Source organism: Bradyrhizobium sp. 45 (assembly GCF_023073155.1).
Classification (GTDB): Bacteria; Pseudomonadota; Alphaproteobacteria; order Rhizobiales; family Xanthobacteraceae; genus Bradyrhizobium; species Bradyrhizobium canariense_D.
In genome coordinates this window covers 614,025-635,919 of the sequence record NZ_JADPIX010000154.1, presented here as the reverse complement: position 1 = coordinate 635,919, position 21,895 = coordinate 614,025, and the positions used below count along the sequence as shown (strand labels likewise).

Below are 21,895 nucleotides of genomic sequence, written 5' to 3'. Positions count from 1 at the left end.
AAAACCTCCGAAACACGATTGGCGCCCATGTCCGTCGCAGAGTTCCTCAGACAGCGTGCCGTGCATGTCACCGTGAGTGGCAGCTACTCGCTGCCGCGTTGGTACGATTGCGAGGGCAAGCTCCGTACCTTCGCCTGCCGCACCAGCCGCGTTTCACCGTTCCGCATGATGGTCGACGTTCCCGTAGTCGGAAAGGTCGGCGAGCGCGTGACCTCCTACTTCCAGGATTTTGGCGAATTCCAATGTACCATCAGCGCGACGCTGAAATCGGGCTTCCTGATGGAGCTCGACATGACGCGGGCCCGGCGCGCCTGGATGTCGGAAAAGCTGACCTGGCTCGAGAAGAAGCAAAAGGACGCCAGCGTCCAGGAACTGCGGAATGACGCGCGCTTCGTTCCGCAGGTCGCGCACACCTTCCTGACGCTCGCCGACGGCAGCACGCATGCCTGCTTCATCATCGACGTCTCCACGGCCGGTGTCGCGATATCCTGCGAATACGATCCGCCAGTGGGAACCCCGCTTGCGGTCGGCGCTTGCGTCGGGCGGGTGATCCGCAAATTCGAAAACGGCTTTGCTGTCAAATTCGCCGAAAAGCAGTCGCGGGACGACGTCGTCCGGCTGATCGTCCGCACGGCCATGCTGCAATCGGCCTGATCCTCCGGCCGCGCTGCCCTATCGCAGCCCTATTTCGAGATAAGCTTTTGAAGGTCCGCGCCTCGTTCCGGACGTCATTTGCAGACTTGCGATCGGGGGACCGAATGGCAGTCGAGAAAATTACAGTCGATAAGGTCAGAGTCGACAAGATCACCTGGGACAGGGTCGGCCGGGTCACCGAGCCCGGACGCTACATGTACACGTTCGGCTGGCTCACCATCACCGCCGACGATCTCGATATCTGGAAGCAATACCCGCAGGCCGCGTTCACGCTGATGGCGCAGCATTCCGAGCCGGACGCGTCCACCGGCGAGGAGTTCCATCTCGGCGCCTTCGACGTCGCGCCCGACGCGCCGCCGCCGTTCACCACGCATTGAGACAGTCAAAGCGGGCTACGATCGGCAGCCAGCAAGCCGCGGCAGGGCGCGTGGCGGGAACGCGTGGCACGCCCGTTGCTTTATCATTGCCATGACTCACATCCCCGCCTTCGATCAGGCCTTTCTGCTGTTGCTCATCGTGCTCTGCCTTGGTACGTGCCTTATCCGCGCCTTCTGGGAGGTGGAGCAACTCCGGGGCCGCCGCACCGCGTCCCCATCCCGCGCGATCAAGCGTGACTAGACCGGCTCGGCCGGCCGTGCGTAGCCCGGACGGGGCAATCCCGGCTCTGGACTTGCCGCGGCGACACGTGCATCGTCAATCGAAGAAACCTGCACATTGCCTTGATCTGACTTACCAATCGCGATCCGATGACGGGCGCGCGACCGTTGTCATGGGATGACGAGGTGGTTCTGTCATGCAATTGATTGCGCTCGTTATTCTGCACCTCGGCGACTGTCCTGATGAACGCAGGCTGTCACGCTTGTTAAGAGACGCGACAGCAAGCGCATGACACAAGGTCGCATCAGGGAATGTAGATAAGCGGATCAAGGGAACCTATTTTCGGCGCCGATGTACCTGATTGAAGCGTTACCCACCGTCATCGGAACGGCCGCCATTGCCCCGGCGCTGCTGATGTTGTGGCTCGTCATTGCCGCCGAGGAACGCCCCGGACCGCCGGCCCAGGTCTGGACCGCGTTTCTGCTCGGCGCGGCCAGCATTTCGCTGCTGGGCCTGGCCCGCGCCCCTTTTGCCAAAATGGTTGCGGCCCCGGACAACCCCTGGGCGGCACTGGCCATGCATTCGATCTTCGGCGTCGCGCTGCCGGAGGAAGCGGTCAAGGTGATCGCCATCGTGCTGGTCGCCTCGACCAAGCGGCGGACCTTCGCCAATCCGATGGACACTGTGGTCTATGGCGCTGCCGTCGGCCTGGGCTTCGCCGCCTACGAGAACCTTGCCTATCTCGTCCAGCACGCCGAAATGTGGCGCTCGCTGGCCGCCTTGCGCAGCGTGCTGACCGTGCCGTTCCACGGCGCGCTCGGTATTATCGCCGGCGCCTATCTGACCATCGCGCGCGCCGGCACGGCGCTGGGTGCCAACCGCCATCATCGCGACTGGGCCCGTCTCTCCAGCCGCCTGCTGATCTTTGCAGGCCCGCTCGCCCTGCATTCGGCCTTCGACTTCCCCCTGCTGACACTCCAGCGCATGCCGGATCTCGATCCGGCGCTGCGGATGTGGTTGGGCGGCGCGAGCCTGCTGATCGGCTTCAGCTCGATCGCCTTCGCTATCCGCCTGGTACGGCGCGTCGCGCGCCATCACGCGCCCCGAACCGACGTCGCGCGCGAGCGCCTCAGCCAGCTCCGCCGGATGTGGGCGCTGCTGCTTGCCGGTGGCGGCGTCGGCTTTCTCGGGCTCGCCTTCGTGCTGACCTCGATCCATCACTGGCTCATCAATCCCGAGCGCAATCTGACGCTGGCCCTGATCCCGATCGGCCTGGTCTCGATCCTGCTCGGCCTCGCACTTCTGATCGTCACGACCGCGATCTATGTTCTCGGCCGGAACCGCATCCGCACCAGCGGCGAAGGTTTTTCGTCGGCGCACGGCGGCGGCTGAGCCGCGGGATGGCAAGCGCGGTGTGCACGTACTAGACTAGATTGAGGACACACCTCTCGATCCGGAGCCTGCCCATGACATCGCCTGAGGATTTTTCCCGGCTGCAATCCGCCATGAGCGGGACGGTCAAGGCACATTGGAAGGCCTTTCTGTTCGAAGGCATCCTGCTTGCGGTGCTTGGCGTCGCCGCGCTGGTCCTGCCGCCGCTCGCAAGCCTTGCGATTGCGATCTTCCTCGGCTGGATGTTCCTGATCAGCGGCATCGGCGGATTGATCGCCACCTATTGGGCGCGCAGCACGCCGGGCTTCTGGTGGTCGCTGATCTCGGCCGCGCTGGCCGTGCTTGCAGGCATGCTGCTGCTGGCGCGGCCGATCCAGGCCGTGCTGACGCTGACCATCGTGCTCGGCGCCTATTTCCTCGCCGAGGGCGTCGCCACCATCATGTACGCGCTGGAGCATCGCCGCGAGCCGGGCGGCCGCTGGTCGTGGCTCCTGATCTCGGGCCTCGTCGACATCGCGATCTCGTTCATGGTGATCACGGGACTGCCGAGCTCGGCGGAATGGGCGATCGGTATCCTCGTCGGCATCAACCTGCTGTTCGGCGGCGCCACCCTGATCGGCATGGCGCTGGCGGCACGCAAAAGCAACAGTTGAGGCGCCGCGTGGCCGTCACGTCTATTGGGGGGTGACAAGCCGCCGATCGCACGCTATATGACGGGCCATGATCACCCTCGTCACCAGCTATTTTTGGTACTTTAGCTACGACAGCTCGCTGGCGGCAGGAGGATCGCGCTCAATCTGAAACATTGCAGCAAACGTCCGAACAAGCCGCCAGACCTGGCGGCTTTTTTATTGGCCGGCAGGGTCTCAAAATGACAGGAGCCCGCCGTGCTGAGCACGACCGACGATCTTCGTATCCGCGAACTGAAAGAGCTGAGCACGCCCGAAGAGGTGATGCGGGAAGTCCCGCGCACGCTCACCGCGACGCGCGTGGTGATGGCCGCACGCAACGCCATCCATGCGATTCTCAATGGCCAGGACGACCGGCTTCTGGTCGTGGTCGGCCCCTGCTCGGTGCATGATCCCAGGGCCGCGCTCGAATACGCCGAGCGCCTCGCGAGCTTGCGCGAAGAGCTTGCCGACCAACTCGAGATCGTGATGCGGGTCTATTTCGAGAAGCCGCGCACCACGGTCGGCTGGAAGGGCCTGATCAACGATCCTGATCTGGACGGCAGCTTCGACATCAACAAGGGCCTGCGGCTGGCGCGCAACGTGCTCTCGGCGGTGAATAATCTCGGCCTGCCCGCCGGCACCGAATTCCTCGACATGACGACGCCGCAATACATTGCGGACCTCGTGTCCTGGGCCGCGATCGGCGCGCGCACGACCGAAAGCCAGATCCATCGCGAGCTGGCCTCGGGGCTGTCCTGCCCGGTCGGCTTCAAGAACGGCACCGACGGCAATGTGCGGATTGCGGCGGACGCGGTGAAGTCGGCCTCAAATCCCCATCATTTCATGGCGGTGACTAAGCTCGGCCGCTCGGCGATCGCCTCAACCGCGGGCAACGAGGATTGTCACATCATCCTGCGCGGCGGCAGCACGCCGAACTACGATGCGGCAAGCGTCGCAGCGGCCTGCAACGATCTGGCGAAAGCAAGCGTCGCACCGCTCGTGATGGTCGATGCGAGCCACGCTAATTCGAGCAAGAAGCCGGAAAACCAGCCGCTCGTGACAGCCGACATCGCCGGGCAGATTTCTGGCGGCGAGAACCGCATCATGGGGGTGATGGTCGAGAGCAATCTCGTCGCCGGACGCCAGGACGTGGTGCCGGGCAAGCCGCTCACCTATGGCCAGAGCATCACTGACGGCTGCATCGACTGGGCGACCACGGCAACCGTGCTCAAGCAACTCGCTGACGCGGTCGAGATCCGGCGCAACAGCAAGCGCGCAGGGCTGCACGAGCGCTCCGCCTGACCGAACGATCGCGGGCGGGGTGACGCTGTCGCACCCTGGCCGCTGCTCCGGCGCCTAGCAGCCGCGGCAGATGCTCTTGATCTTCTTGTCGAGCGCCTGATTTTCCTTGCTGAGGGGATCGTTCGGGTCGCTCAGGTTCTTTTCGCTGGGCACATCGGCGACACGCGGCTGGCGATGGCCCACGGGTGCCAACGGCGTCGATCCTGAGGTCGCGCCCCCGGCTGTCGATCCCTTAGGGTTGCCGGTCTGCGCAACCGCCGCGCCGCCGAGCAAGACCACGAGCGATACTGCCACCATGATCTTCTTCATGTCTCTCCCTCCATTCCTCAAGCCAACATCTCCATCACGACCATTCAAGTCTCGGGCGGATAGAGGTGAACGTCGCCGCAATAATCCACGATACGATAGCGCGTTTCTTGATCTGCATCACGCGCATCAGGTGCGGTATTTTGCATCGGCAACACGTAATTCGGTCCCACCGGCGACTTGCCGGCGCCGCCGGGAATGTCGATGACATAGTCGGGCTGACACAGTCCGGACACCCTTCCGCGCAGCTGCCGCATCAAATCCTGCCCATCGGCGAGTGTCGTTCGCAGATGCGCCGTGCCCGGCGCGAGATCACCGTGATGCAGATAATAGGGCTTGATCCGGCATTCGACGAAAGCTCGCATCAAATCCGACAGAGCGGTCAAATTGTCATTGACGCCGCGCAAAAGCACGGACTGGCTTACCATGGGAATTCCGGCATCGACCAGCCGCGCGCAGGCGGCACGCGCCGGCCCCGTCAGTTCGCGCGCATGGTTGGCATGCAGCGCCACCCAGGTGGTCGCGCCCACGACCTTGAGCGCCGCCACCATCTCGTCGCTGATGCGCGCGGGATCGGCCGCCGGCACGCGGGTGTGAAGGCGGATGATCTTGACGTGATCGATTCCGGCCAGATCGGCCATGATCTCGCCCATCCGCCGCGGCGACAACATCAGGGGATCGCCCCCGGTCAGGATCACCTCCCAGATCTCGCTGTGCGCGCGGATGTAGTCGATCGCCGCGCGATAGGCGGCGTCCGAGAGCGCGTTCTCCTTGCCGGGTCCGACCATCTCGCGGCGGAAGCAGAAGCGGCAATAGACCGCGCAGACGTGAACGAGCTTGAACAGCACGCGGTCGGGATAACGATGCACGATCCCGGGAACCGGCGAGTGCGCATGATCGCCGATCGGATCTGCATTCTCGCCCGGCTGCATCTCCAGCTCTGCGGCAGTCGGAACGAATTGGCGCGCAATGGGATCGTCGGGATCGGACCTGTCGATCAGATCGACCAGCGCCGGCGTGATCGCAACCGCATAGCGTGCGGCAATGCGATCGAGCACCGGCAGCGCTGTGGCTGACACCAGCTGCTCGGCCACAAGTTCGGCCGGCTCGCGCAATGTGCGCGCAAGATTGCTCTTCATCATGTCTCGCTCAACGTTTCATTTGCAGGCGGCGTCCACACCACCTGATCAATTCGCGATGCGCCGCTCGCCAGCATTACCAGGCGGTCGAATCCGAGCGCGACGCCGCTCGCCTCCGGCATCGCCGCGACCGCGGCCAGAAAGTCCTCGTCCAGCGGATAGGCTTCGCAGTAGCGGCGTTGCTTCTCTGCCATGGATTGCGTGAAGCGCTTGCGCTGCTCCTCGGCGTCGGTCAGTTCGCCAAAACCGTTGGCGAGCTCGACACCGCAGGCATAGACCTCGAACCGCTCGGCGACTCGGGGATCGCCCGCCTTCACGCGCGCCAGTGCCGCCTCTGGAGATGGGTATTCGAACAGAATGGTCAAACGGCCCTGCCCCAGATGCGGCTCGACATGCTCGACCAGAACCTTGCTGAAGATGTCGGACCAGGTGTCATCCTCGGCCACGCGGACCTTGCCGGCAGCTGACCGCGCGAGCGCGGCGCGGTCGCCCTCGCCGCCGGAAATGGTCGCAAGCAGGTCGATTCCCGCAAACTGCTCGAAGGCGCTGGCAACCGTCACAAGCTCCGGCTCGGCGAAAGGATCTGCGGTCCGGCCGCGGAAGGTGAAGGCGCCGATACCGGTCGCCTGGGCCGCGCGGGCGATGAGGACGACGCAGTCGGCCATGATGGCGTCATAGGGCGCGCCTGCCCGGTACCATTCCAGCATGGTGAATTCGGGCAAATGCAGGTCGCCGCGCTCACGGTCCCGGAACACCCGGGCGAACTCGAAAATCCGGGTCTCCCCGGCCGCCAGCAGCTTCTTGCAGGCGAATTCCGGCGAGGTCCGCAAATATCGGCTCACACGGCTGCCGTCGGGCCGCATGATCTCGGTCCGGGGGGCGTGCAGGTGGGTCTCGTTGCCCGGGGAGACCTGGAGAACGCAGGTTTCGACCTCGACGAAGCCCTGCTCGACGAAAAATCCCCGTAGAGCCCCGGTGATGGCTCCCCTGGCCTGCAAGAATGGCCTGCGGTCGAGATGCCGCGAGGGGGACCAGAACGGCGACATCGGCTTGTCCCCAGCCATTAACCGGCTGTCCCGCAGGCCAGCAAAATGCTGGCATCCAACGGCAAAACCAGTATGTTGCGGCCCGAAACGGGTGCCGCGGTCTGATTTGGGGCCCCAGGTCCCCCATCAATTTGACCACGTCCTGGCCCGAGCCGGGCCAAGCAAGCAGGAAATACAGCTTTGAGAGTCATCGCCAGTTCTATTCGCAAGGGCAACGTGATCGAGCAAGACGGCAAGCTATATGTCGTCGTGACCGCCGAGAACATCCATCCCGGCAAGGGCACCCCGGTCAGCCAGATCGAAATGCGCCGAATCTCGGACGGGGTAAAGATCTCCGAGCGCTACAAGACCACCGATCAGGTCGAGAAGGCCACAATCGAAGAGCGCAACTACACCTTCCTGTATGAAGATGGTGACGGCTATCACTTCATGAACCCGGAGACCTATGACCAGGTCCAGGTGTCCAAGGATGTGATCGGCGATGCGGCGGCCTATCTCCAGGAGAGCATGACGGTCAAGCTATCGCTGCACGGTTCCAACCCGGTATCGATCGCCCTGCCGCAGCGCGTGACGCTGGAAGTGATCGAGACCGAGCCCGTGACCAAGGGGCAGACCGCCTCCTCGTCCTACAAGCCCGCCGTGCTCTCGAATGGCGTTCGCACCACGGTGCCGCCGCACATCGCCGTCGGCACCCGAATCGTCGTGATGACCGAAGACGGCTCCTACTCCGAGCGTGCCAAGGACTGACGGGACCAAAGCGAGCGCAACAGGTGCCGCCGGGGGGCGAGACAGTGGTTGGGAAAAGTTTCCGCTTCGTCTCGCAACTTCTGGCGTCGCTTTCGCTCCTCATTGCCTCTCCACTTGCTGCGGATGAGTTCCGCAGCCCCTCACTCACGGCGCTGCGCGTCGATTGGCGCGCGGCGCTTGACCAGCTCCGCACCGAAATCAACGTCCATCCCCGGGCCGCGGAAGACTTCATCTTCGCACCCCGTCGTTCGGTGCCGCGCTACGATCCGCGCGCGATGCCGGCGCTGGTGCAGCTCAACGCGATCTCCTCGCAATTCTTCACCGGCATCGCCCGCAGCTCCGTGCCCGTGCTGCTGCCATTCGACGCTGCCGCGTATCTCGAAGCTCGGCGCAATGGCGCGCCGGCGACCGTCGCGCTGTCGCGCTACCAGGCTGACTTCAATTCCGTCGACCTGTTCGATGCCGGTCCCGCCGGCTACAGCGCGACCTTTTCGTTCGAGCCTGGTACCGGAGACGGCATGCCGAGCCGGGTCTTCGCAAGGCCGGTCGAGGTGCAGATCACGGGCTCGGCGCTGGTCTATGACATTGCCGATCCCTCGGGCGGCAAGGGCGAGCCGGTCAAACCGCTCGCGGCGCTCTACCCGGACCTGCGCAAGTTCATCCGGGAAGGCTATATGCGCTACGCTTTCACCCGTTTCGGCGTCGCCTATGTGGTGTCGATCCAATGCCTCGACAGCGTTGCCAAGCCGCGGCGGCTTGCCTGCAAGGAGGCCTATCCGATCGCCGAGCGCTTCCTGAAGGCGCTGCGCGTGGCGGGCGGCCAGCGCATGCGGCCGCTCACGGACATCGCTTCCAACATTCTCGATCGTCCCACGGTACGCTCCCCGGACTTCACCTACAGGCCGAGCGGCGACATCATCCCGAACACCGGCTATCGCAAGCAGGGCGGCCATCCCGACGTGATGGCCTACGCACAGATCCGCTTTCCTCTCGAGAAGGCGCCCGCGTTCGTACACTCGCAATCCTATGCCAAGCGCGACAAGATGGAGAGCACGACCGCTTACCCCTGGCGCGACAATTTCTGCGAATCCCGCAGTTTCGAGGTCTGGCAATGCGGCGGCGGTTATGGCCATCAGGGCGAGGACATCCGCGCGGCCGGGTGCCCGCCGCTCGGTGAAGGTCGCCAAGCCTGCGATCCCAAGCAGCGCGCTGTCGTCGCCGTGCGCGATGCGAGGGTCATACGCGCTGCCAAGGATCAGGCCGTGACGCTGCAAATCAACAGCCGGACCGAGCACATCCGTTTCCGCTACATGCATATGAACCCGCAGGCGCTGAACGCCGACGGCCTGCTCAACGGCCGCATCGTATCGGAGGGCGAGAAGATCGGCGTGGTCTCGAATTATCTCGACCATCCCGCCGGCACCTCGATGCACCTGCATTTCGACGTGCAGGTGTTCACCCGCGACGGCTGGATCTGGGTCAGTCCTTACGTCACGCTGGTCTCGGCCTATGAGCGCCTGATCCGCGCCCGCGGCCGCGAGGTCGGCCCGGAGATCGCCGGCACGCCACAGCCCGTGGCGCATGCGCTGCCGGAGGACGTGCTCAAGCCGGACCTGCGCGAGGGATCGGGCGGCGACGAGAACTGACGGCTTGCTCTTTCCAATGCCAGGCAGCGCAAAGCGTGTTGCCGCACACACGGCCCACTGAAGGCAGAAGGAACTGGGTTGATGAGTGCCGGACTGATTGGTCTCCTCGATGATATCGCCGCGATTGCAAAGGTGGCGGCAGCCTCGCTCGACGATGTCGCGGGCCAGACGGCCAAGGCGGGAGCAAAGGCGGCTGGCGTGGTCATCGATGATGCAGCCGTCACTCCGAATTACGTGATCGGCTTTGCCTCGAAACGCGAACTGCCGATCGTAGGCAAGATTGCGGTTGGGTCGCTGCGCAATAAATTGCTGATCCTGCTGCCCATTGCCCTGTTGCTTGGTTATTTCCTTCCCGCCGCGGTCACGCCGCTGCTCATGCTGGGCGGCGCCTTTCTGTGCTATGAGGGCACCGAGAAGGTGCTCGAAGCCGTGATGCCGCATGATGCGCGCCACCACGAAGCCCAGCCCCAGCCAATTGCATTGAACGCGCGGTCGGTCGAGGACGAGAAAGTCGCAAGCGCCATCAAAACGGATTTCATCCTGTCGGCGGAGATCATGGCGATCACGCTGGCGGCCGTCCCGGCGGGCAGCATCTGGACCCAGGCGCTCGTGCTCGCACTCGTCGCCATTTTCATCACTGTTGGAGTCTACGGCGTGGTCGCCCTGATCGTGAAGGCGGACGATGTCGGCCTGGCCCTTGCGCGGTATGACGGCGCCTCGCTTATTGGCGGCGCAATCCGATTGCTTGGACGTGCGCTGGTCCGCGGCATGCCTGTCTTCCTGGCGGTGCTGAGCACCATCGGCACCGCCGCGATGATCTGGGTCGGTGGCGGCATCATCCTGCACGGCATCGAACAATACGGCCCACCGATGGTCGGCCATACGGTTCATGCCGCGACCGAGGCTGCCGCGAACCTCCTTCCCTCCATTGCCGGCACCGTCGGATGGGCGGTCGAGGCGGCCATTTCAGGCGTTATTGGGGTCCTTGTCGGCGTAGTTGCGATACCGGCCGTCACATACGGTCTTTCACCGCTATGGAAACGTCTGAAGCGATCGCAGCCGACCTGAACAAAAGCGGCTGCAGATTGCGGGTGCCGGCTACTCCAGCAACGTCGTGAGTTGCGCGCCCTCGTCCGCCACGAACACGGCAATCAATTCCGCCGGCTCCGTGGTGCTGGCATTGGCCGAAACCAGATGCGTCGAGCCGGGCGGCTCGAAGAAGGACTGGCCGACGCCGAACGTCTCGACCGGGCCGCCGCCGAGCTGGGAGCGGATCTTGCCCTTGGTTATGTAGGCGGTGACGGATCCTGCGTGACGATGCGGCCGCGAGAACCCGCCAGGGCCGTAGAACACGCGCACGATGGTGACGCGCTTGCCCGGCACGTTCGGCAGCGCGTAGGAGTCGATCGGCTCGACCTTGTCCAGCGGCGAGCTTTCGGCGGCGGTGGCGCAGAGCGGCGCGAGTGCGCCGGAAATGGTGTCCATCGTCACCGGCAACGCCTTGCCGATCGCAAGCGCGCACGCAAGCCCGCCGACGACGGCGATCGCCATCGAACGCGATGGCGCCAATGTGGTGGGCAAACTTACTACCGTCATCACGATCTCCCTTCGTTGCAATCAGGATGCCGCCGCATTCGCTCCGACCGGTCGCTTCGCCGGTGTCCAGCGAAACGCCGCACCGAAACGATTCCAGACGTTGATCGAGGCAACCGCAGAGGTCAGGTACGTCAGCTCGGTCTCGGAGAATTCACGGCTCGCCTCGGCATACACGCCCTCGCCGACTCCGTCGGGCAGGCAGGTCAGCGCCTCGGTCCAGGCCAGCGCGGCACGTTCGCGCGCGGAAAAGATCGGCGCCTCGCGCCAGACCACGACCAAATTGAGCTTGTCGACGGGCACGCCGATCCGCTCCGAAAGCAGGATGTGATGCTGCACGCAGAAGGCGCAGCCGTTGATCTGCGATGCCCGGAGCTTGACCAGTTCGAGAAGCTGCTTGTCGAGACCGGCCTTGGCCGCCACCTGGCCGAGCGCCAGCACCAGCTCATACGCATCCGGCGCGATCTTCTTGAAATCCTCGTATTCGCTGCGGGCGTGTGACATTGCCGTTCACCTCGTGGTATTGTAAGACCGCTTACATCTTATAAGAGCACTTACATGTTGCGCAAGTCGCCCAGTATCACGAGATCGAAATCCCGGCGCAAGACTGCCAAGCCTGACGCCGTGCGCGTGCCAGCCCCAGGGGAAGGCAAGCGCGGCGAGCAAGGCTATCTCGGCTATCTCTTGCGCCAGGCCCACGCCGCAGTCCGTCTGACGATGGAGCGGTCGCTCGCCGATCTCGGTGTCACCTCACCGCAATTCGCGGTGCTGACCATGCTCAACGCCTATCCGGGCCTCTCGGGCGCCGACGTTGCCCGCCTCACCTTTCTGACGCCCCAGACCGTCGGCGTCATCATCCGCAATCTCGAGCGTGACGGCGCGATTGTGATGACGCCGCATCCCGTCCACGGCCGCATCCAGCAATGGACGCTGACGCCGCGCGGCACGGCGCTTTTGAAAGCGTGCCGGGAAAGGGTGATTGCGTTGGAGAAGCGGCTGGCCGCCGGGCTCGATGTCAAGGCCGAGGCAAGCATTCGCCGCTGGCTCGCAGGCATCGCGGCCGATTTGCAGGAGGACTAGGCGAAGCGCGCTTGCCGCTGGCGGGACCTAGTCACCGCAGCCGCCGCCGTCCGAATCCGAGAAGTCACTGACCGCGCCGTCGCCTTGAATACCGCGCCCAAAGTTCTCTGCGAGGATCATCAAGATGACGACGAACAACCCGGCGCCGAACGGCCAGGGATTGGCGCGGATGATGTCGAACAGCTCCTGCATTCACGCATTGTGCGCAGACGGAAGCAAACCGACCGTAAAAGTGACAGGCTCAAAACTGGGGATATCCGACCCGTTGCAGGCGCGCCCTACCCGCCCTTCAATACTTTCTTAACCTCGCCATCGGGCCAGGTCTCGCCCGCTGCGATCACCCGCACGCGGCTTTGATCGGCGTCGTTCACCAGCTCATGCGAACTCACCCGCTCGCCGCTTCGCTCCAGGTGCAGATCGGTTTCGGGCTTCCAGCTCAGTGTGGTGGCGAGATCGCCAGGGAAAATCTGCCATTGTGATCCGTCGTCGAGCTCGACGACGTGGCTCTCTGCATGCGCGCGTATCTTCATTCGATCCCGGATTCTCGACGGAAGGCGGGCCCCGACCATCGGCCGGGGCCCCGCTCCGTTAGTCGTTGTGGTGATGAATCACGGTCTTTTCGCGGTTACCGAATTCATCTTCCTTCTTGATGACGGTGGTGCGGTCGGCAGGCTCGCGCTCCTTGATCACGGTGGTGCGATCACGATCGCGGTCACGCTCTCGATATTCCGGGGACTGTCCGACGGTCACGCCGGCGCCGACCGGACCAACATGAACACCGACTTCGTCGGCGAATGCGGGGGCTGCGATAGCGGTGACCATGGCGGCCGCAAACAGATACTTCCTCATCTCGTCCTCCTCGATTGCATGCGGAGGGAATGCGTGAGTGCGACAATTTGTTCCGGAAGGAACAGGACGGACGTCCCGTTCCCAACCCTCCAGGAACCGACTCACAGGAGCCGCATTTCCCGCTACAATAAGTCGATGAAACACGCTGATTCCTCGATCCATCATACCCGCCGCGCCTTCACGATCGGCGCCGCCACCCTGCTCGCTTTCCCGACGCATGTCTTCGCCGCACCTCCAGGCTTCGACGAATGGCGTGAGGGTTTTCGCGCTCGTGCCATGGCCAAGGGCATCTCGGCTGCGACATGGCAGCGTGCGATGGCGCGGGTCGAGCCCGACATGAGCGTGTTCAAGCAGATGCGTACCCAGCCCGAATTTCATGAGCAGGTCTGGCAATACATCAACCGTCGCGTCTCCGACTGGCGCATCATCAACGGCAAGATCGCGCTGAAGAACAACGAGGCGCTGCTCGCGCGCATCGAGCGCGATTTCGGCGTCGAGCGCGGTACGCTGCTGGCGCTGTGGGGCGTCGAGTCCGCCTATGGCGATCCGCTGGTACAGCAGAACCACATGACGCCGGTGTTTCCCTCGCTCGCCGCCCTTGCCTGGAACGAGCCGCGTCGCAAGGCCTATTGGGAGACCGAGTTGATCAACGCGCTACGCATCGTCGACAAGGGCTGGAGCACGCCGGAGCAGATGCAGGGCTCCTGGGCCGGCGCGATGGGGCATTCGCAATGGATGCCGGAGGTCTGGCTCAATGTCGGCATCGACTATGATGGCGACGGCAAGGTGTCGCCGTTCGGCAAGCCCGACGACGCGCTGGGCTCGACGGCAAAATATCTCGTCAATCGCGGCAAGTGGCACCGCGGCGAGCATTGGGGCTACGAGGTGCGCACGCCCGGTGAGATGAGCGGCAGCCGGACCTATGCGGCTTGGCAGGCGGCCGGCGTCACCCGCGCCGACGGCCAGCCATTCCCGCAAGCCTCCGCATCCGCGCAGATGTGGACGCCGGTTGCGGGCGGGCCGACGTTTCTGCTGGGACCGAATTTCAACGCGGTGAAGAGCTACAATCCCTCGATGAACTATGCCCTGGCGATCTGCCATCTCGGCGACCGCTGCCTCGGCGCCCCGCCTTTCATCCAGCCGTTCCCCGGCTCCGAGCGCGCGCTGACACTCGCCGAGGTGCAGGAGATGCAGACGCGCCTGACCAAGGCGGGCTTCGACACCGGCGGCACCGACGGCCGCGTCGGCAACGACACGATGAAGGCAATCAAGGATTTTCAGCAGAGGGCCGGTATCGTGCCTGCGGACGGCTATGGCGGGCTGAAGGTGCTGGCGAAGCTACGCCAAGGGTCGTAGGCGGCCTCAGTGCCTGTAGTGCGGCTCCTCCGCATCGAGCTGGCGACGGATCGCCGCAAGATGCAGCCGTGCAGATTCGGAATCGCCCTCGCGCATCTGCCTGTAGGTCTCGGCTGCAATCGCGGGATCGACCGGCAGCACCTGTCGCCCGGTCGACATCGCCAGCACCTGCACCTCGGCGGCGCGTTCGAGATAGTAGAGATCGTCCCAGGCCTCCGCGATGGTCGGTGCCAGCACCATCACGCCGTGATGCTTCATGAAGATGATATCGGCATCCCCAACGGCGGATGCGATGCGCGCGCCTTCGCGGTTGTCGAGCGCAAGGCCGTTGTAGTCGCGGTCCACGGCCGTGCGACCATAGAACTTCAGCGCGGTCTGGCCGGCCCAGATCAGCGGATCGCCTTCGGTCATCGACAGCGCCGTGGCGTAGGGCATGTGGGTGTGGAAGGCGACCTTGGCGCGCGGCAGGCGCTTGTGCATCTCGGCATGGATGTAGAACGCGGTCGCCTCGGGCACGCCCTCGCCGTCGAGCACGTTGCCGTGGAAGTCGCAGATCAGCAGTTTTGACGCGGTCAGTTCGCGGAAGGCGTAGCCGTACGGGTTGACCAGGAAGAGATCGTCATGGCCCGGCACCACGGCCGAGAAGTGGTTGCAGATGCCCTCCTCAAAGCCGTTGCGCGCAGCCATCCGAAAGCAGGCGGCAAGATCCTCGCGCGCGCTGCGGATCGCGTCGCTCACGAGGTCCGGACGGTTCGAGCGGAACGTTGCTGGCGTGGAGGACGAAGAGTGAAGGCTGTGCGCCATGGCGGAAGGACACCTCTGTCGATCGGAAGACGCCCGCGTTGTACAGGTCCGACGCCTGCGCGTCAGCCCCCGCGGGCGCCACCCTGCCCTTCGCAGCCCGCGCGACGGCCTATTGCCGCCGCGGCACGCCGCCGGCATTCATGCCGCCGTCGATGACGAGTTCGCTGCCGGTGACGTAGCACGAGGCATCGGAGGCCAGATACAGCACGCCGGAGGCAATCTCAGAAGCATGGCCGGCGCGGCCGAGCGGCGTGACGAGGCGCGCACGCTCCTCGGGATCGATCGGTGCATTGCCCTGGTTGCCGGTCGCGCCGGTCGGGATCTTGCCCCAGATCGGGGTGTCGATGATGCCGGGATGGACGGAGTTGACGCGGATGCCGTCGCCGGCGGCCGCGCACTCCATCGCGATCGACTTCGCGAACAGCCGCACGCCGCCCTTGGTCGCCGAATAGGCCGACAGCCCAGGCGCGCCGCGCAGGCCCGCGAGCGAGGACATCATGACGATCGAGCCGCCGCCGGTCTTGCGCATCAAGGGCAGGCAATGCTTGACCGAGAGGAAGACGCCGTCGAGGTTGATCGCGTTCTGCTTGCGCCAGTCGCTGAGCGTCATGTCGACGATCGAGGGCACGGCGATGCCGATGCCGGCGTTGGAAACGAGAATATCAAGCCGGCCAAAGCGCTTCGCGATCTCGGCTGTGATCTCGATCCAGCGCTCTTCGCTGGTGACGTCCTGCTCCAGGAAAATCGCCTTGCCGTCGGCCTTGGTGATGCGATTGGCGAGCTCGGGGCCGCGCAGCTCGTCGATGTCCGTGGCAATGACGGTGGCGCCCTCGCGCGCGAATAGCTCGACGACGGCTTCGCCGATGCCGGAGGCGCCGCCCGTCACCAGCGCCACTTTACCCTCAACCTGCCCTGCCATGTTCACTCCCAGTTTTGCTGTTAGCTTTTTTGTTGTTTGCCGGGCCTATCTAATCATGGATGGTCCCTGATCGGGTAGCGCGACGTCGATGACGCGGAATTGCACACGCTCGGCGCCCTGATAGCGATCGACCGACAATGATCCCGCGACATGCAATTGCTGGCCGCGATTGGCAACGAGCGCGTTGCCGAGCTTCTGTCCGATCGAACGGAACGCGATGCCGTTGACGATGGCGCCGTCGCCCGACTTGAAGCGTAGCCTCAAATGTGCCTGTCCCACCTCGTCGGCATAGACGAGCTGGTGCGCCGGCAGCGCCAACACGACTTCCGGATTGCCGCTGCCGAAGGGACCCGCGCGGTTGAGCGTCGCTGCAAGCTCGGTCGTCACCGCGCGCGCGGAGACCGCGCCGTCGATGTAGAGCTCGTTGACGTGGCGCGCCTCGGCAACGTCGCGCCCCAACGCATTCTCGAGGTAGGCGCGAAACTCGGCGAGTTTTTCCTTCCGCAGCGTGACCCCCGCAGCCATCGCGTGGCCGCCCCCCTTCAGCAGAATGCCATCGGCGACCGCCTGCCGCACGGCCTTGCCGATATCGACGCCGGCAATCGAACGGCCGGAGCCGGTGCCGATGCCCCCGGGCTCCAGCGCGATCGCAAAGGCGGGCCGCGAGAACTTCTCCTTCAACCGGGACGCAACGAGACCGACCACGCCGGGATGCCAGCCTTCGGAGGCCGTGACGATCACGCCGATCTTGTCCTCGAGCCCGATCGAGGCGAGCGCCTCGGCTTCGGCCTGCGCTTCGGCCGCCTGCTCGATGACCCGGCGCTCGCTGTTGAGGCGGTCGAGTTCGGCGGCGATCCGCGCGGCCTCGACGCTGTCACCCTCCAAAAGCAGGCGCACGCCGAGATCGGCGCGGCCGATGCGACCGCCGGCATTGATGCGCGGCCCCAGCATGAAGCCGAGATGCCAGGCCTCCGGCGGGCCGTTGAGCCGCGCCACGTCCATCAGCGCTGTGTGGCCGACATGGTCGCGCCGCCGCATCGCGATCAGGCCCTTGGCGACGAACGCGCGGTTGAGACCGATCAGCGGCGCGACATCAGCAACCGTGCCGAGCGCGACGTGATGCAGCATGCCGAGCAGATCCGGCTCGGGCATCTCCGCATTCCAGAAGCCGCGCTGGCGTAATTCACGATTGACCGCGACCAGCGTCACCAGCACGAGGCCGACGGCGGCGAGATGGCCGAGGCCGGAGAGATCGTCGAGCCGGTTCGGATTGACCAGCGCGTCGACCTCCGGCAGCTCCGTGCCGGCCTGATGATGGTCGATCACGACGACGGACATGCCGATACGTTTTGCTTCGGCGAGCGGCTCGATGCTGGTGGTGCCGCAATCGACGGTGACGAGCAGCGTGGCGCCCTTTTCGGCCAGCGCGCGCACGGCTTCCGTGTTGGGCCCGTAGCCCTCGAAGATGCGGTCGGGAATGTGGATCAGCGGATCGAGCCCGCAATGCCGCAGATGCCAGGTCAGCAGCGCCGCCGAGGTCGCGCCGTCGACATCGTAGTCTCCGAAGATCGCGACCTTCTCGCCGTTCGCTGCGGCATCCGCGATCCGCTTCGCGGCGGCCTCCATCTCCGTCACCGTGAACGGGTCCGGCAGAAGCTTGCGGATGGTGGGATCGAGGAAATCTGCGACGGCGTCGCTGTCGACGCCGCGGCCTGCCAGCACCCGCGCCAGGAGCTCGGGCAGTTGGTGGCGCTGCACGATGGCAAGCGCTTTCGCCGCCCCGCGGGCATCCAGCCGGTCGCGCCAAAGCTTGTCGGTGAGCGAGCGCGCCACTCCCAGGAACGCCTGGGGCGCTTCGACGGGCAAGGCGGTAGCGGGCGGCGTCATGAACAGCTGTCGGTTTGAGGAACCTGGGAGCCGGAGGGATTGCATCGTCCGGCCGACGGACGATTGGCCCGCAATCCCTCGGGATTTGCAACGTCTGCGCGGCACAAAGCGGTGGATTGCCGCTTTGCTACGCGGACTGACTATCATTTGAGCATTCCGCAAAACAGCAAATTAAGCAGGCGTTAGGCGGAATCTTCGAAAAAGAATCGTATTCGATCTGTCAGTGATTGTTCCGGGTTCGTTGCAGATCAGACCTCATTGCCAAGGGAAGCCCCCGATGTCTGCTGCGCTGGGTCTCAAAGCCAAGCCGATCGCAAATGAACCCGCTGATGATGATTCCGATATCTCCGCGCTGATCAACCGCCTCACGGCGGAGGTCAACCAGATCGCGGTCGACAAGACCAAGGCGATCCAGCAGATCACCAACCAGATGAAGATGCTGGCGCTGAACGCGTTGATCGAAAGCTCGCGCGCCGGCGCGCAGGGCGCGGGCTTCGCCGTGGTGGCGCAGGAGGTCCGCGGCGTCGGCCAGCAGGTCGAGACTATCGCCCGCGAACTCGAAAGCCAGCTGACCAAGCGCACCGGCGACCTCGTCGCCTCGATCGACCGCATGAGCCAGCGCTCGCGCGGCGAGCGCATGGTCGACCTCTCGCTCAACGCCATCGAGCTGATCGACCGCAACCTCTATGAACGGACCTGCGACGTGCGCTGGTGGGCGACCGATTCCGCGCTGGTCGGTTGCGCGGCCTCGCCCGACGCCGCGGCCGTGTCCCATGCCTCGCAGCGTCTCGGTGTGATCCTAGGAGCCTACACCGTCTATCTCGACCTCTGGCTCTGCGATCTCGACGGCAACGTCATCGCCAACGGCCGCGCCGACCGCTTTCGCGCTGTCGGCCAGAACGTCGCCCACACCAAATGGTTTCGCGAGGCCAAGACCCTGCGCTCCGGCGACGACTATGTCGCCGGCGACGTCGAGAACCAGCCGCTGCTCGGCAATGCCCAGGTCGCGACCTATTGCGCCAGCGTCCGCGCCGGCGGCCAGGCCAACGGCGCGCCGATCGGGGTGCTCGCCATCCATTTCGACTGGGAGGCGCAGGCCCGCGCCATCGTGCAAGGCGTGCGCGTTGGCGACAGCGACAAGGCGCGCGTGCTGCTGGTCGACTCCAATCTTCGCGTGATCGCCGCTTCCGACGGACAAGGCATTCTCAGCGAACGCATCTCGCTGTCGCTCAACGGCCAGCGTTCCGGCTTCTACCAGGACGGCTCGGGCACGCTGGTCGCGTTCCATGCGACGACCGGCTACGAGACCTATCGCGGCCTGGGCTGGTACGGCGTGATCGTCTGCGGGGCGTGAAGCTGGAGGCGGCTCGCCTATCCAACTCAAAACCGTGAAAACAACCCCATACACAGTAGCCATCTGGTTGTTTTCATGACAGTTTTTTCGCCGTTTGACGCCTGCAAAACACTGGCATGCATGCCATCATGGCGTCGTTCGCGGTCCAGGCTCAGAGCGCGAGGCTCTGGCGATCTCGTCTTCGGCGGCCTGCACCGCCGCGATTCCGAGCGTTTGCGACGGACGCTCTCCGAACATTGCCAGGTAATATTGCGAGAACCGGCCGAGTTCGTAAAAGCCCTGCTGCATGGCGACCGCTGTCACGGTGGTCGAGCCGGGTGCGCTCTGGTGCAGGATCGAATGAACAGCGCAAAGACGCTTGTGCCTGAGGAAGCTGACCGGGCCGAGACCGAATACCTCCTGAAACGCGCGGTGAAGGGTGCGCCGCGATACGCCGAGCGCCGCGCAGATTTCCGACACGTGCACCGGACGGGTGCCGGCGTCGTCGAGAAACTCCTCGACCTTGCGGATCAGCCGTCGCGCGGAAGGGAGCCAGCCATTGCCGTCGGGTGGCAGCGACGACGCGACGTTGGCAGCCATGCATTCGGCGATCGATCGTTTCCAGAAATCGGCTGTTGATGGCGTCAGTCCGTATTTGTTGTCGCGCAGGTGCGACATGATCCGGACCAAGCGGCGCGAGGCGATTGCGCCGCTCTCGATGTCCGCGCGGAAATGACCGCGGCTGCGCCAGGTGTCAGGATCACTCAGCCGTGCTTTTCCGGCGAACAGCGTCGCGACCTCGTTGAGGTCGAACCGCATGGCGGCGTAAGCGGAGCCGCCGTGAAAAACACCGTCATGTTCGAGCAGCGGCGGAATGACGAGCACATCGTTGAGCTGCATGTCGAACGACCAGTGGGCGACGCGCTCTTCGGCCGCGAGCAGCATCCCGATGATCAGCTTGTCGTCGCTGGAAACCCGCTGCGTGCGCATGCCGACGTTGAACGCACCAATGCTGAGCGAGAAGTCGCCGATGCCGACATGGGACAACGTTCCGCGCAACCGACCGCGGCCGAGTTGCATCACATCGACATGCGAGCCGTGGACGGCCTGCTGAAGTCCTTCGAAACCGTCCAGCTTGCGCGAATCAACCAGGAGGACTTGCCCCATGGCTGTACCGTGTTACTGAAGCGCGACAATTCTGCGGCACGCGAGGCCTCACCAACTCCCCCGCAGACTGGCACAAACTGCACATCACAGCCGTCCAATCTTCGGGTACCGTTTGCAACCTTAGCGATATTGAGCGGACGCGCTTTGGGGATGGCAGAGCGCACGCGGCATGGATTTGCCGCGTGGTCGAAAACGTGCGTGCAAAAGAAAGAGATGTTGACGCAGCGTCCTCCTCTCCCCGAGTGCCAAAAAAATGGGGCTAGACAATGCGTCTAATGGGCCGGGCAGAGAGCTATCGTCGAAGTCTGCCAGAGTTGGCGCAGTAGCATCAGGTGGACTACGAGCATCGGAGCTTCCACCATGTTGCGAGCAGATCTGGATCACTGCGAGTGGTTGCCGGATGATTTGAAGACCGGCGAGATGGTCTTCATTCCCGGCGGAACCTTTCGCATGGGATCCGACCATCATTATCCCGAGGAAGCGCCGAGCCATCGCGTCGCTGTCGACGGCTTCTGCATTGACCGCACGCCCGTGACCAACCGGCAGTTCAAGCAGTTCGTCACCGCAACCGGCCATGTCACCGAGGCGCAGATCGTTCCCGATCCGAAGGACTATCCGGGCGCGCTGGCAGAGATGCTCTACGCGGGATCGCGGGTGTTCTCACCGCTGCCGCGCATCACCGATCTCACCGACTGGAGCCAGTGGTGGACTTTCCTGCGCGGCGCCAACTGGCGCCATCCGCATGGTCCCGGCAGCAACATCAAGGATCTCGACGACCATCCTGTCGTTCACGTCTCCTTTAGCGATGCGGCAGCCTATGCCCACTGGGCCGGCAAGGACTTGCCGACGGAGGCGGAATGGGAATTTGCGGCGCGCGGCGGCTTCGAGGCGGAGGAATACGCCTGGGGCGATGCGCTGATGCCAGGCGGCAAGCACATGGCCAATATCTGGCAGGGCAACTTCCCCGTCCAGAATCTCGGCGAGGATGGGTACGAGCGTACCTCGCCGGTCATGGCCTTCCCGCGGAACGGCTACGGTCTCTACGACATGATCGGCAATGTCTGGGAGTGGACCTCCGACTGGTGGGCGTCAAAACACGTCGCCGACGCTGCCAAACCTTGCTGCATCCCCAAAAATCCCCGCGGCGGCGGTGAGCACACAAGCTACGACCCTCGCCTCCCCGACATCCAGATTCCGCGCAAGGTCCTCAAGGGCGGCTCGCACCTCTGCCCGCCAAACTATTGCCGGCGATATCGTCCGGCCGCGCGGCACGCCGAGCCGATCGATACCTCGACCAGCCATGTCGGGTTCCGCTGCGTGGTGCGAATGCCGTCTATAACCGAACGCCGAAACGAAGGACGTGCTGCAATCTAGCGAGCGCCGCTGGTGAGAGGCTGGCGCCAGCGG

The 21,895-nt window shown here is 64.4% G+C and carries 24 protein-coding genes; 12 read left to right on the top strand and 12 right to left on the bottom strand.

From position 1 onward, the window contains the following. Window positions 1–27 precede the first annotated feature (27 nt). The 5 genes from IVB42_RS40250 (at window position 28) to IVB42_RS40230 (ending at window position 4,616) form a co-directional block, all read left to right on the top strand. On the top strand, window positions 28–654 hold the full coding sequence (locus IVB42_RS40250; RefSeq protein WP_018454388.1) for a pilus assembly protein PilZ: 627 nt from the start codon (window positions 28–30) through the stop codon (window positions 652–654). Between the two features lie 104 nt (window positions 655–758). Next, entirely contained in the window at window positions 759–1,031 is a 273-nt protein-coding gene (locus tag IVB42_RS40245; RefSeq protein ID WP_247297369.1) for a hypothetical protein, read from the top strand. 571 nt (window positions 1,032–1,602) lie between these two features. Then, the gene (locus tag IVB42_RS40240; protein WP_018454391.1) at window positions 1,603–2,643 is read left to right on the top strand and encodes a PrsW family glutamic-type intramembrane protease; all 1,041 of its coding nucleotides are present in this window, start codon (window positions 1,603–1,605) and stop codon (window positions 2,641–2,643) included. 74 nt (window positions 2,644–2,717) lie between these two features. Continuing rightward, window positions 2,718–3,296, top strand: coding sequence for an HdeD family acid-resistance protein (locus IVB42_RS40235; RefSeq protein WP_247297371.1), 579 nt, complete (start codon window positions 2,718–2,720; stop codon window positions 3,294–3,296). A gap of 234 nt (window positions 3,297–3,530) precedes the next feature. Further along, window positions 3,531–4,616, top strand: a complete 1,086-nt coding sequence (locus IVB42_RS40230; protein ID WP_346348209.1) for a 3-deoxy-7-phosphoheptulonate synthase — start codon at window positions 3,531–3,533, stop codon at window positions 4,614–4,616. 54 nt (window positions 4,617–4,670) lie between these two features. Here IVB42_RS40230 and IVB42_RS40225 read toward each other — a convergent pair whose 3' ends face one another. Genes IVB42_RS40225 through epmA form a run of 3 tightly spaced genes read right to left on the bottom strand, consistent with a single transcriptional unit; the run spans window position 4,671 to window position 7,125 of the window. Beyond that, window positions 4,671–4,925, bottom strand: coding sequence for a hypothetical protein (locus IVB42_RS40225; protein WP_247297373.1), 255 nt, complete (start codon window positions 4,923–4,925; stop codon window positions 4,671–4,673). 44 nt (window positions 4,926–4,969) lie between these two features. Next, window positions 4,970–6,064 (bottom strand): lysine-2,3-aminomutase-like protein, encoded by a 1,095-nt coding sequence (locus IVB42_RS40220; protein WP_247297375.1) that lies wholly within the window; start codon window positions 6,062–6,064, stop codon window positions 4,970–4,972. After that, complete coding sequence (gene epmA, locus IVB42_RS40215; protein ID WP_247395183.1) at window positions 6,061–7,125, bottom strand: EF-P lysine aminoacylase EpmA; 1,065 nt, start codon at window positions 7,123–7,125, stop codon at window positions 6,061–6,063. The genes IVB42_RS40220 and epmA overlap by 4 nt, the downstream gene beginning before the upstream one ends. A gap of 162 nt (window positions 7,126–7,287) precedes the next feature. Between epmA and efp the strand changes: the two genes are divergently transcribed. From efp to IVB42_RS40200, 3 genes are all read left to right on the top strand, one after another. Continuing rightward, the gene (gene efp, locus IVB42_RS40210; protein WP_026232726.1) at window positions 7,288–7,854 is read left to right on the top strand and encodes an elongation factor P; all 567 of its coding nucleotides are present in this window, start codon (window positions 7,288–7,290) and stop codon (window positions 7,852–7,854) included. Between the two features lie 23 nt (window positions 7,855–7,877). Continuing rightward, window positions 7,878–9,500 carry a M23 family peptidase gene (locus tag IVB42_RS40205; protein ID WP_247371080.1) on the top strand — a complete coding sequence of 541 codons (1,623 nt, stop codon included), beginning with the start codon at window positions 7,878–7,880 and terminating at the stop codon, window positions 9,498–9,500. Between the two features lie 81 nt (window positions 9,501–9,581). Then, on the top strand, window positions 9,582–10,568 hold the full coding sequence (locus tag IVB42_RS40200; protein WP_247297379.1) for a DUF808 domain-containing protein: 987 nt from the start codon (window positions 9,582–9,584) through the stop codon (window positions 10,566–10,568). 30 nt (window positions 10,569–10,598) lie between these two features. Here the strand turns inward: IVB42_RS40200 and IVB42_RS40195 are convergent, their stop codons facing one another. Together IVB42_RS40195 and IVB42_RS40190 are read right to left on the bottom strand one after the other, a co-directional pair. Continuing rightward, on the bottom strand, window positions 10,599–11,096 hold the full coding sequence (locus tag IVB42_RS40195; RefSeq protein WP_204511119.1) for a cupin domain-containing protein: 498 nt from the start codon (window positions 11,094–11,096) through the stop codon (window positions 10,599–10,601). Between the two features lie 21 nt (window positions 11,097–11,117). Continuing rightward, the gene (locus IVB42_RS40190) at window positions 11,118–11,597 is read right to left on the bottom strand and encodes a carboxymuconolactone decarboxylase family protein (RefSeq protein ID WP_247297381.1); all 480 of its coding nucleotides are present in this window, start codon (window positions 11,595–11,597) and stop codon (window positions 11,118–11,120) included. A 54-nt stretch (window positions 11,598–11,651) separates the two neighbouring features. Here IVB42_RS40190 and IVB42_RS40185 point away from each other — a divergent pair, with 54 nt between their 5' ends. Continuing rightward, window positions 11,652–12,173, top strand: coding sequence for a MarR family transcriptional regulator (locus IVB42_RS40185; protein ID WP_018454402.1), 522 nt, complete (start codon window positions 11,652–11,654; stop codon window positions 12,171–12,173). Between the two features lie 27 nt (window positions 12,174–12,200). Here IVB42_RS40185 and IVB42_RS40180 read toward each other — a convergent pair whose 3' ends face one another. The 3 genes from IVB42_RS40180 to IVB42_RS40170 all read right to left on the bottom strand — a co-directional run bounded on the left by IVB42_RS40180 (window position 12,201) and on the right by IVB42_RS40170 (window position 13,022). Next, window positions 12,201–12,365 (bottom strand): hypothetical protein, encoded by a 165-nt coding sequence (locus IVB42_RS40180; protein WP_247297382.1) that lies wholly within the window; start codon window positions 12,363–12,365, stop codon window positions 12,201–12,203. A gap of 86 nt (window positions 12,366–12,451) precedes the next feature. Then, on the bottom strand, window positions 12,452–12,703 hold the full coding sequence (locus IVB42_RS40175; RefSeq protein WP_018454404.1) for a hypothetical protein: 252 nt from the start codon (window positions 12,701–12,703) through the stop codon (window positions 12,452–12,454). Window positions 12,704–12,761: 58 nt separating this feature from the next. Then, a complete protein-coding gene (locus IVB42_RS40170; protein ID WP_247297383.1) occupies window positions 12,762–13,022 on the bottom strand; it encodes a hypothetical protein in 261 nt (86 codons plus the stop codon). Window positions 13,023–13,157: 135 nt separating this feature from the next. On the opposite strand from IVB42_RS40170, the gene IVB42_RS40165 reads away from it, so the two are divergent. Next, entirely contained in the window at window positions 13,158–14,378 is a 1,221-nt protein-coding gene (locus tag IVB42_RS40165) for a lytic murein transglycosylase (RefSeq protein ID WP_247297384.1), read from the top strand. 6 nt (window positions 14,379–14,384) lie between these two features. Here the strand turns inward: IVB42_RS40165 and IVB42_RS40160 are convergent, their stop codons facing one another. The 3 genes from IVB42_RS40160 to recJ all read right to left on the bottom strand — a co-directional run bounded on the left by IVB42_RS40160 (window position 14,385) and on the right by recJ (window position 17,988). Next, window positions 14,385–15,182, bottom strand: a complete 798-nt coding sequence (locus tag IVB42_RS40160; protein WP_247297385.1) for an aldolase — start codon at window positions 15,180–15,182, stop codon at window positions 14,385–14,387. Window positions 15,183–15,291: 109 nt separating this feature from the next. Beyond that, window positions 15,292–16,101 (bottom strand): glucose 1-dehydrogenase, encoded by an 810-nt coding sequence (locus IVB42_RS40155; RefSeq protein ID WP_026232728.1) that lies wholly within the window; start codon window positions 16,099–16,101, stop codon window positions 15,292–15,294. 45 nt (window positions 16,102–16,146) lie between these two features. Further along, the gene (gene recJ, locus IVB42_RS40150; protein WP_247297386.1) at window positions 16,147–17,988 is read right to left on the bottom strand and encodes a single-stranded-DNA-specific exonuclease RecJ; all 1,842 of its coding nucleotides are present in this window, start codon (window positions 17,986–17,988) and stop codon (window positions 16,147–16,149) included. A 277-nt stretch (window positions 17,989–18,265) separates the two neighbouring features. Here recJ and IVB42_RS40145 point away from each other — a divergent pair, with 277 nt between their 5' ends. Then, complete coding sequence (locus IVB42_RS40145) at window positions 18,266–19,342, top strand: methyl-accepting chemotaxis protein (protein ID WP_085353470.1); 1,077 nt, start codon at window positions 18,266–18,268, stop codon at window positions 19,340–19,342. A gap of 126 nt (window positions 19,343–19,468) precedes the next feature. On the opposite strand, the gene IVB42_RS40140 is transcribed toward IVB42_RS40145, so the two are convergent. Continuing rightward, window positions 19,469–20,488, bottom strand: a complete 1,020-nt coding sequence (locus IVB42_RS40140) for a helix-turn-helix domain-containing protein (RefSeq protein WP_247395185.1) — start codon at window positions 20,486–20,488, stop codon at window positions 19,469–19,471. A gap of 360 nt (window positions 20,489–20,848) precedes the next feature. Between IVB42_RS40140 and IVB42_RS40135 the strand changes: the two genes are divergently transcribed. Further along, window positions 20,849–21,862 (top strand): formylglycine-generating enzyme family protein, encoded by a 1,014-nt coding sequence (locus IVB42_RS40135; protein WP_247395190.1) that lies wholly within the window; start codon window positions 20,849–20,851, stop codon window positions 21,860–21,862. Window positions 21,863–21,895: the final 33 nt, after the last annotated feature.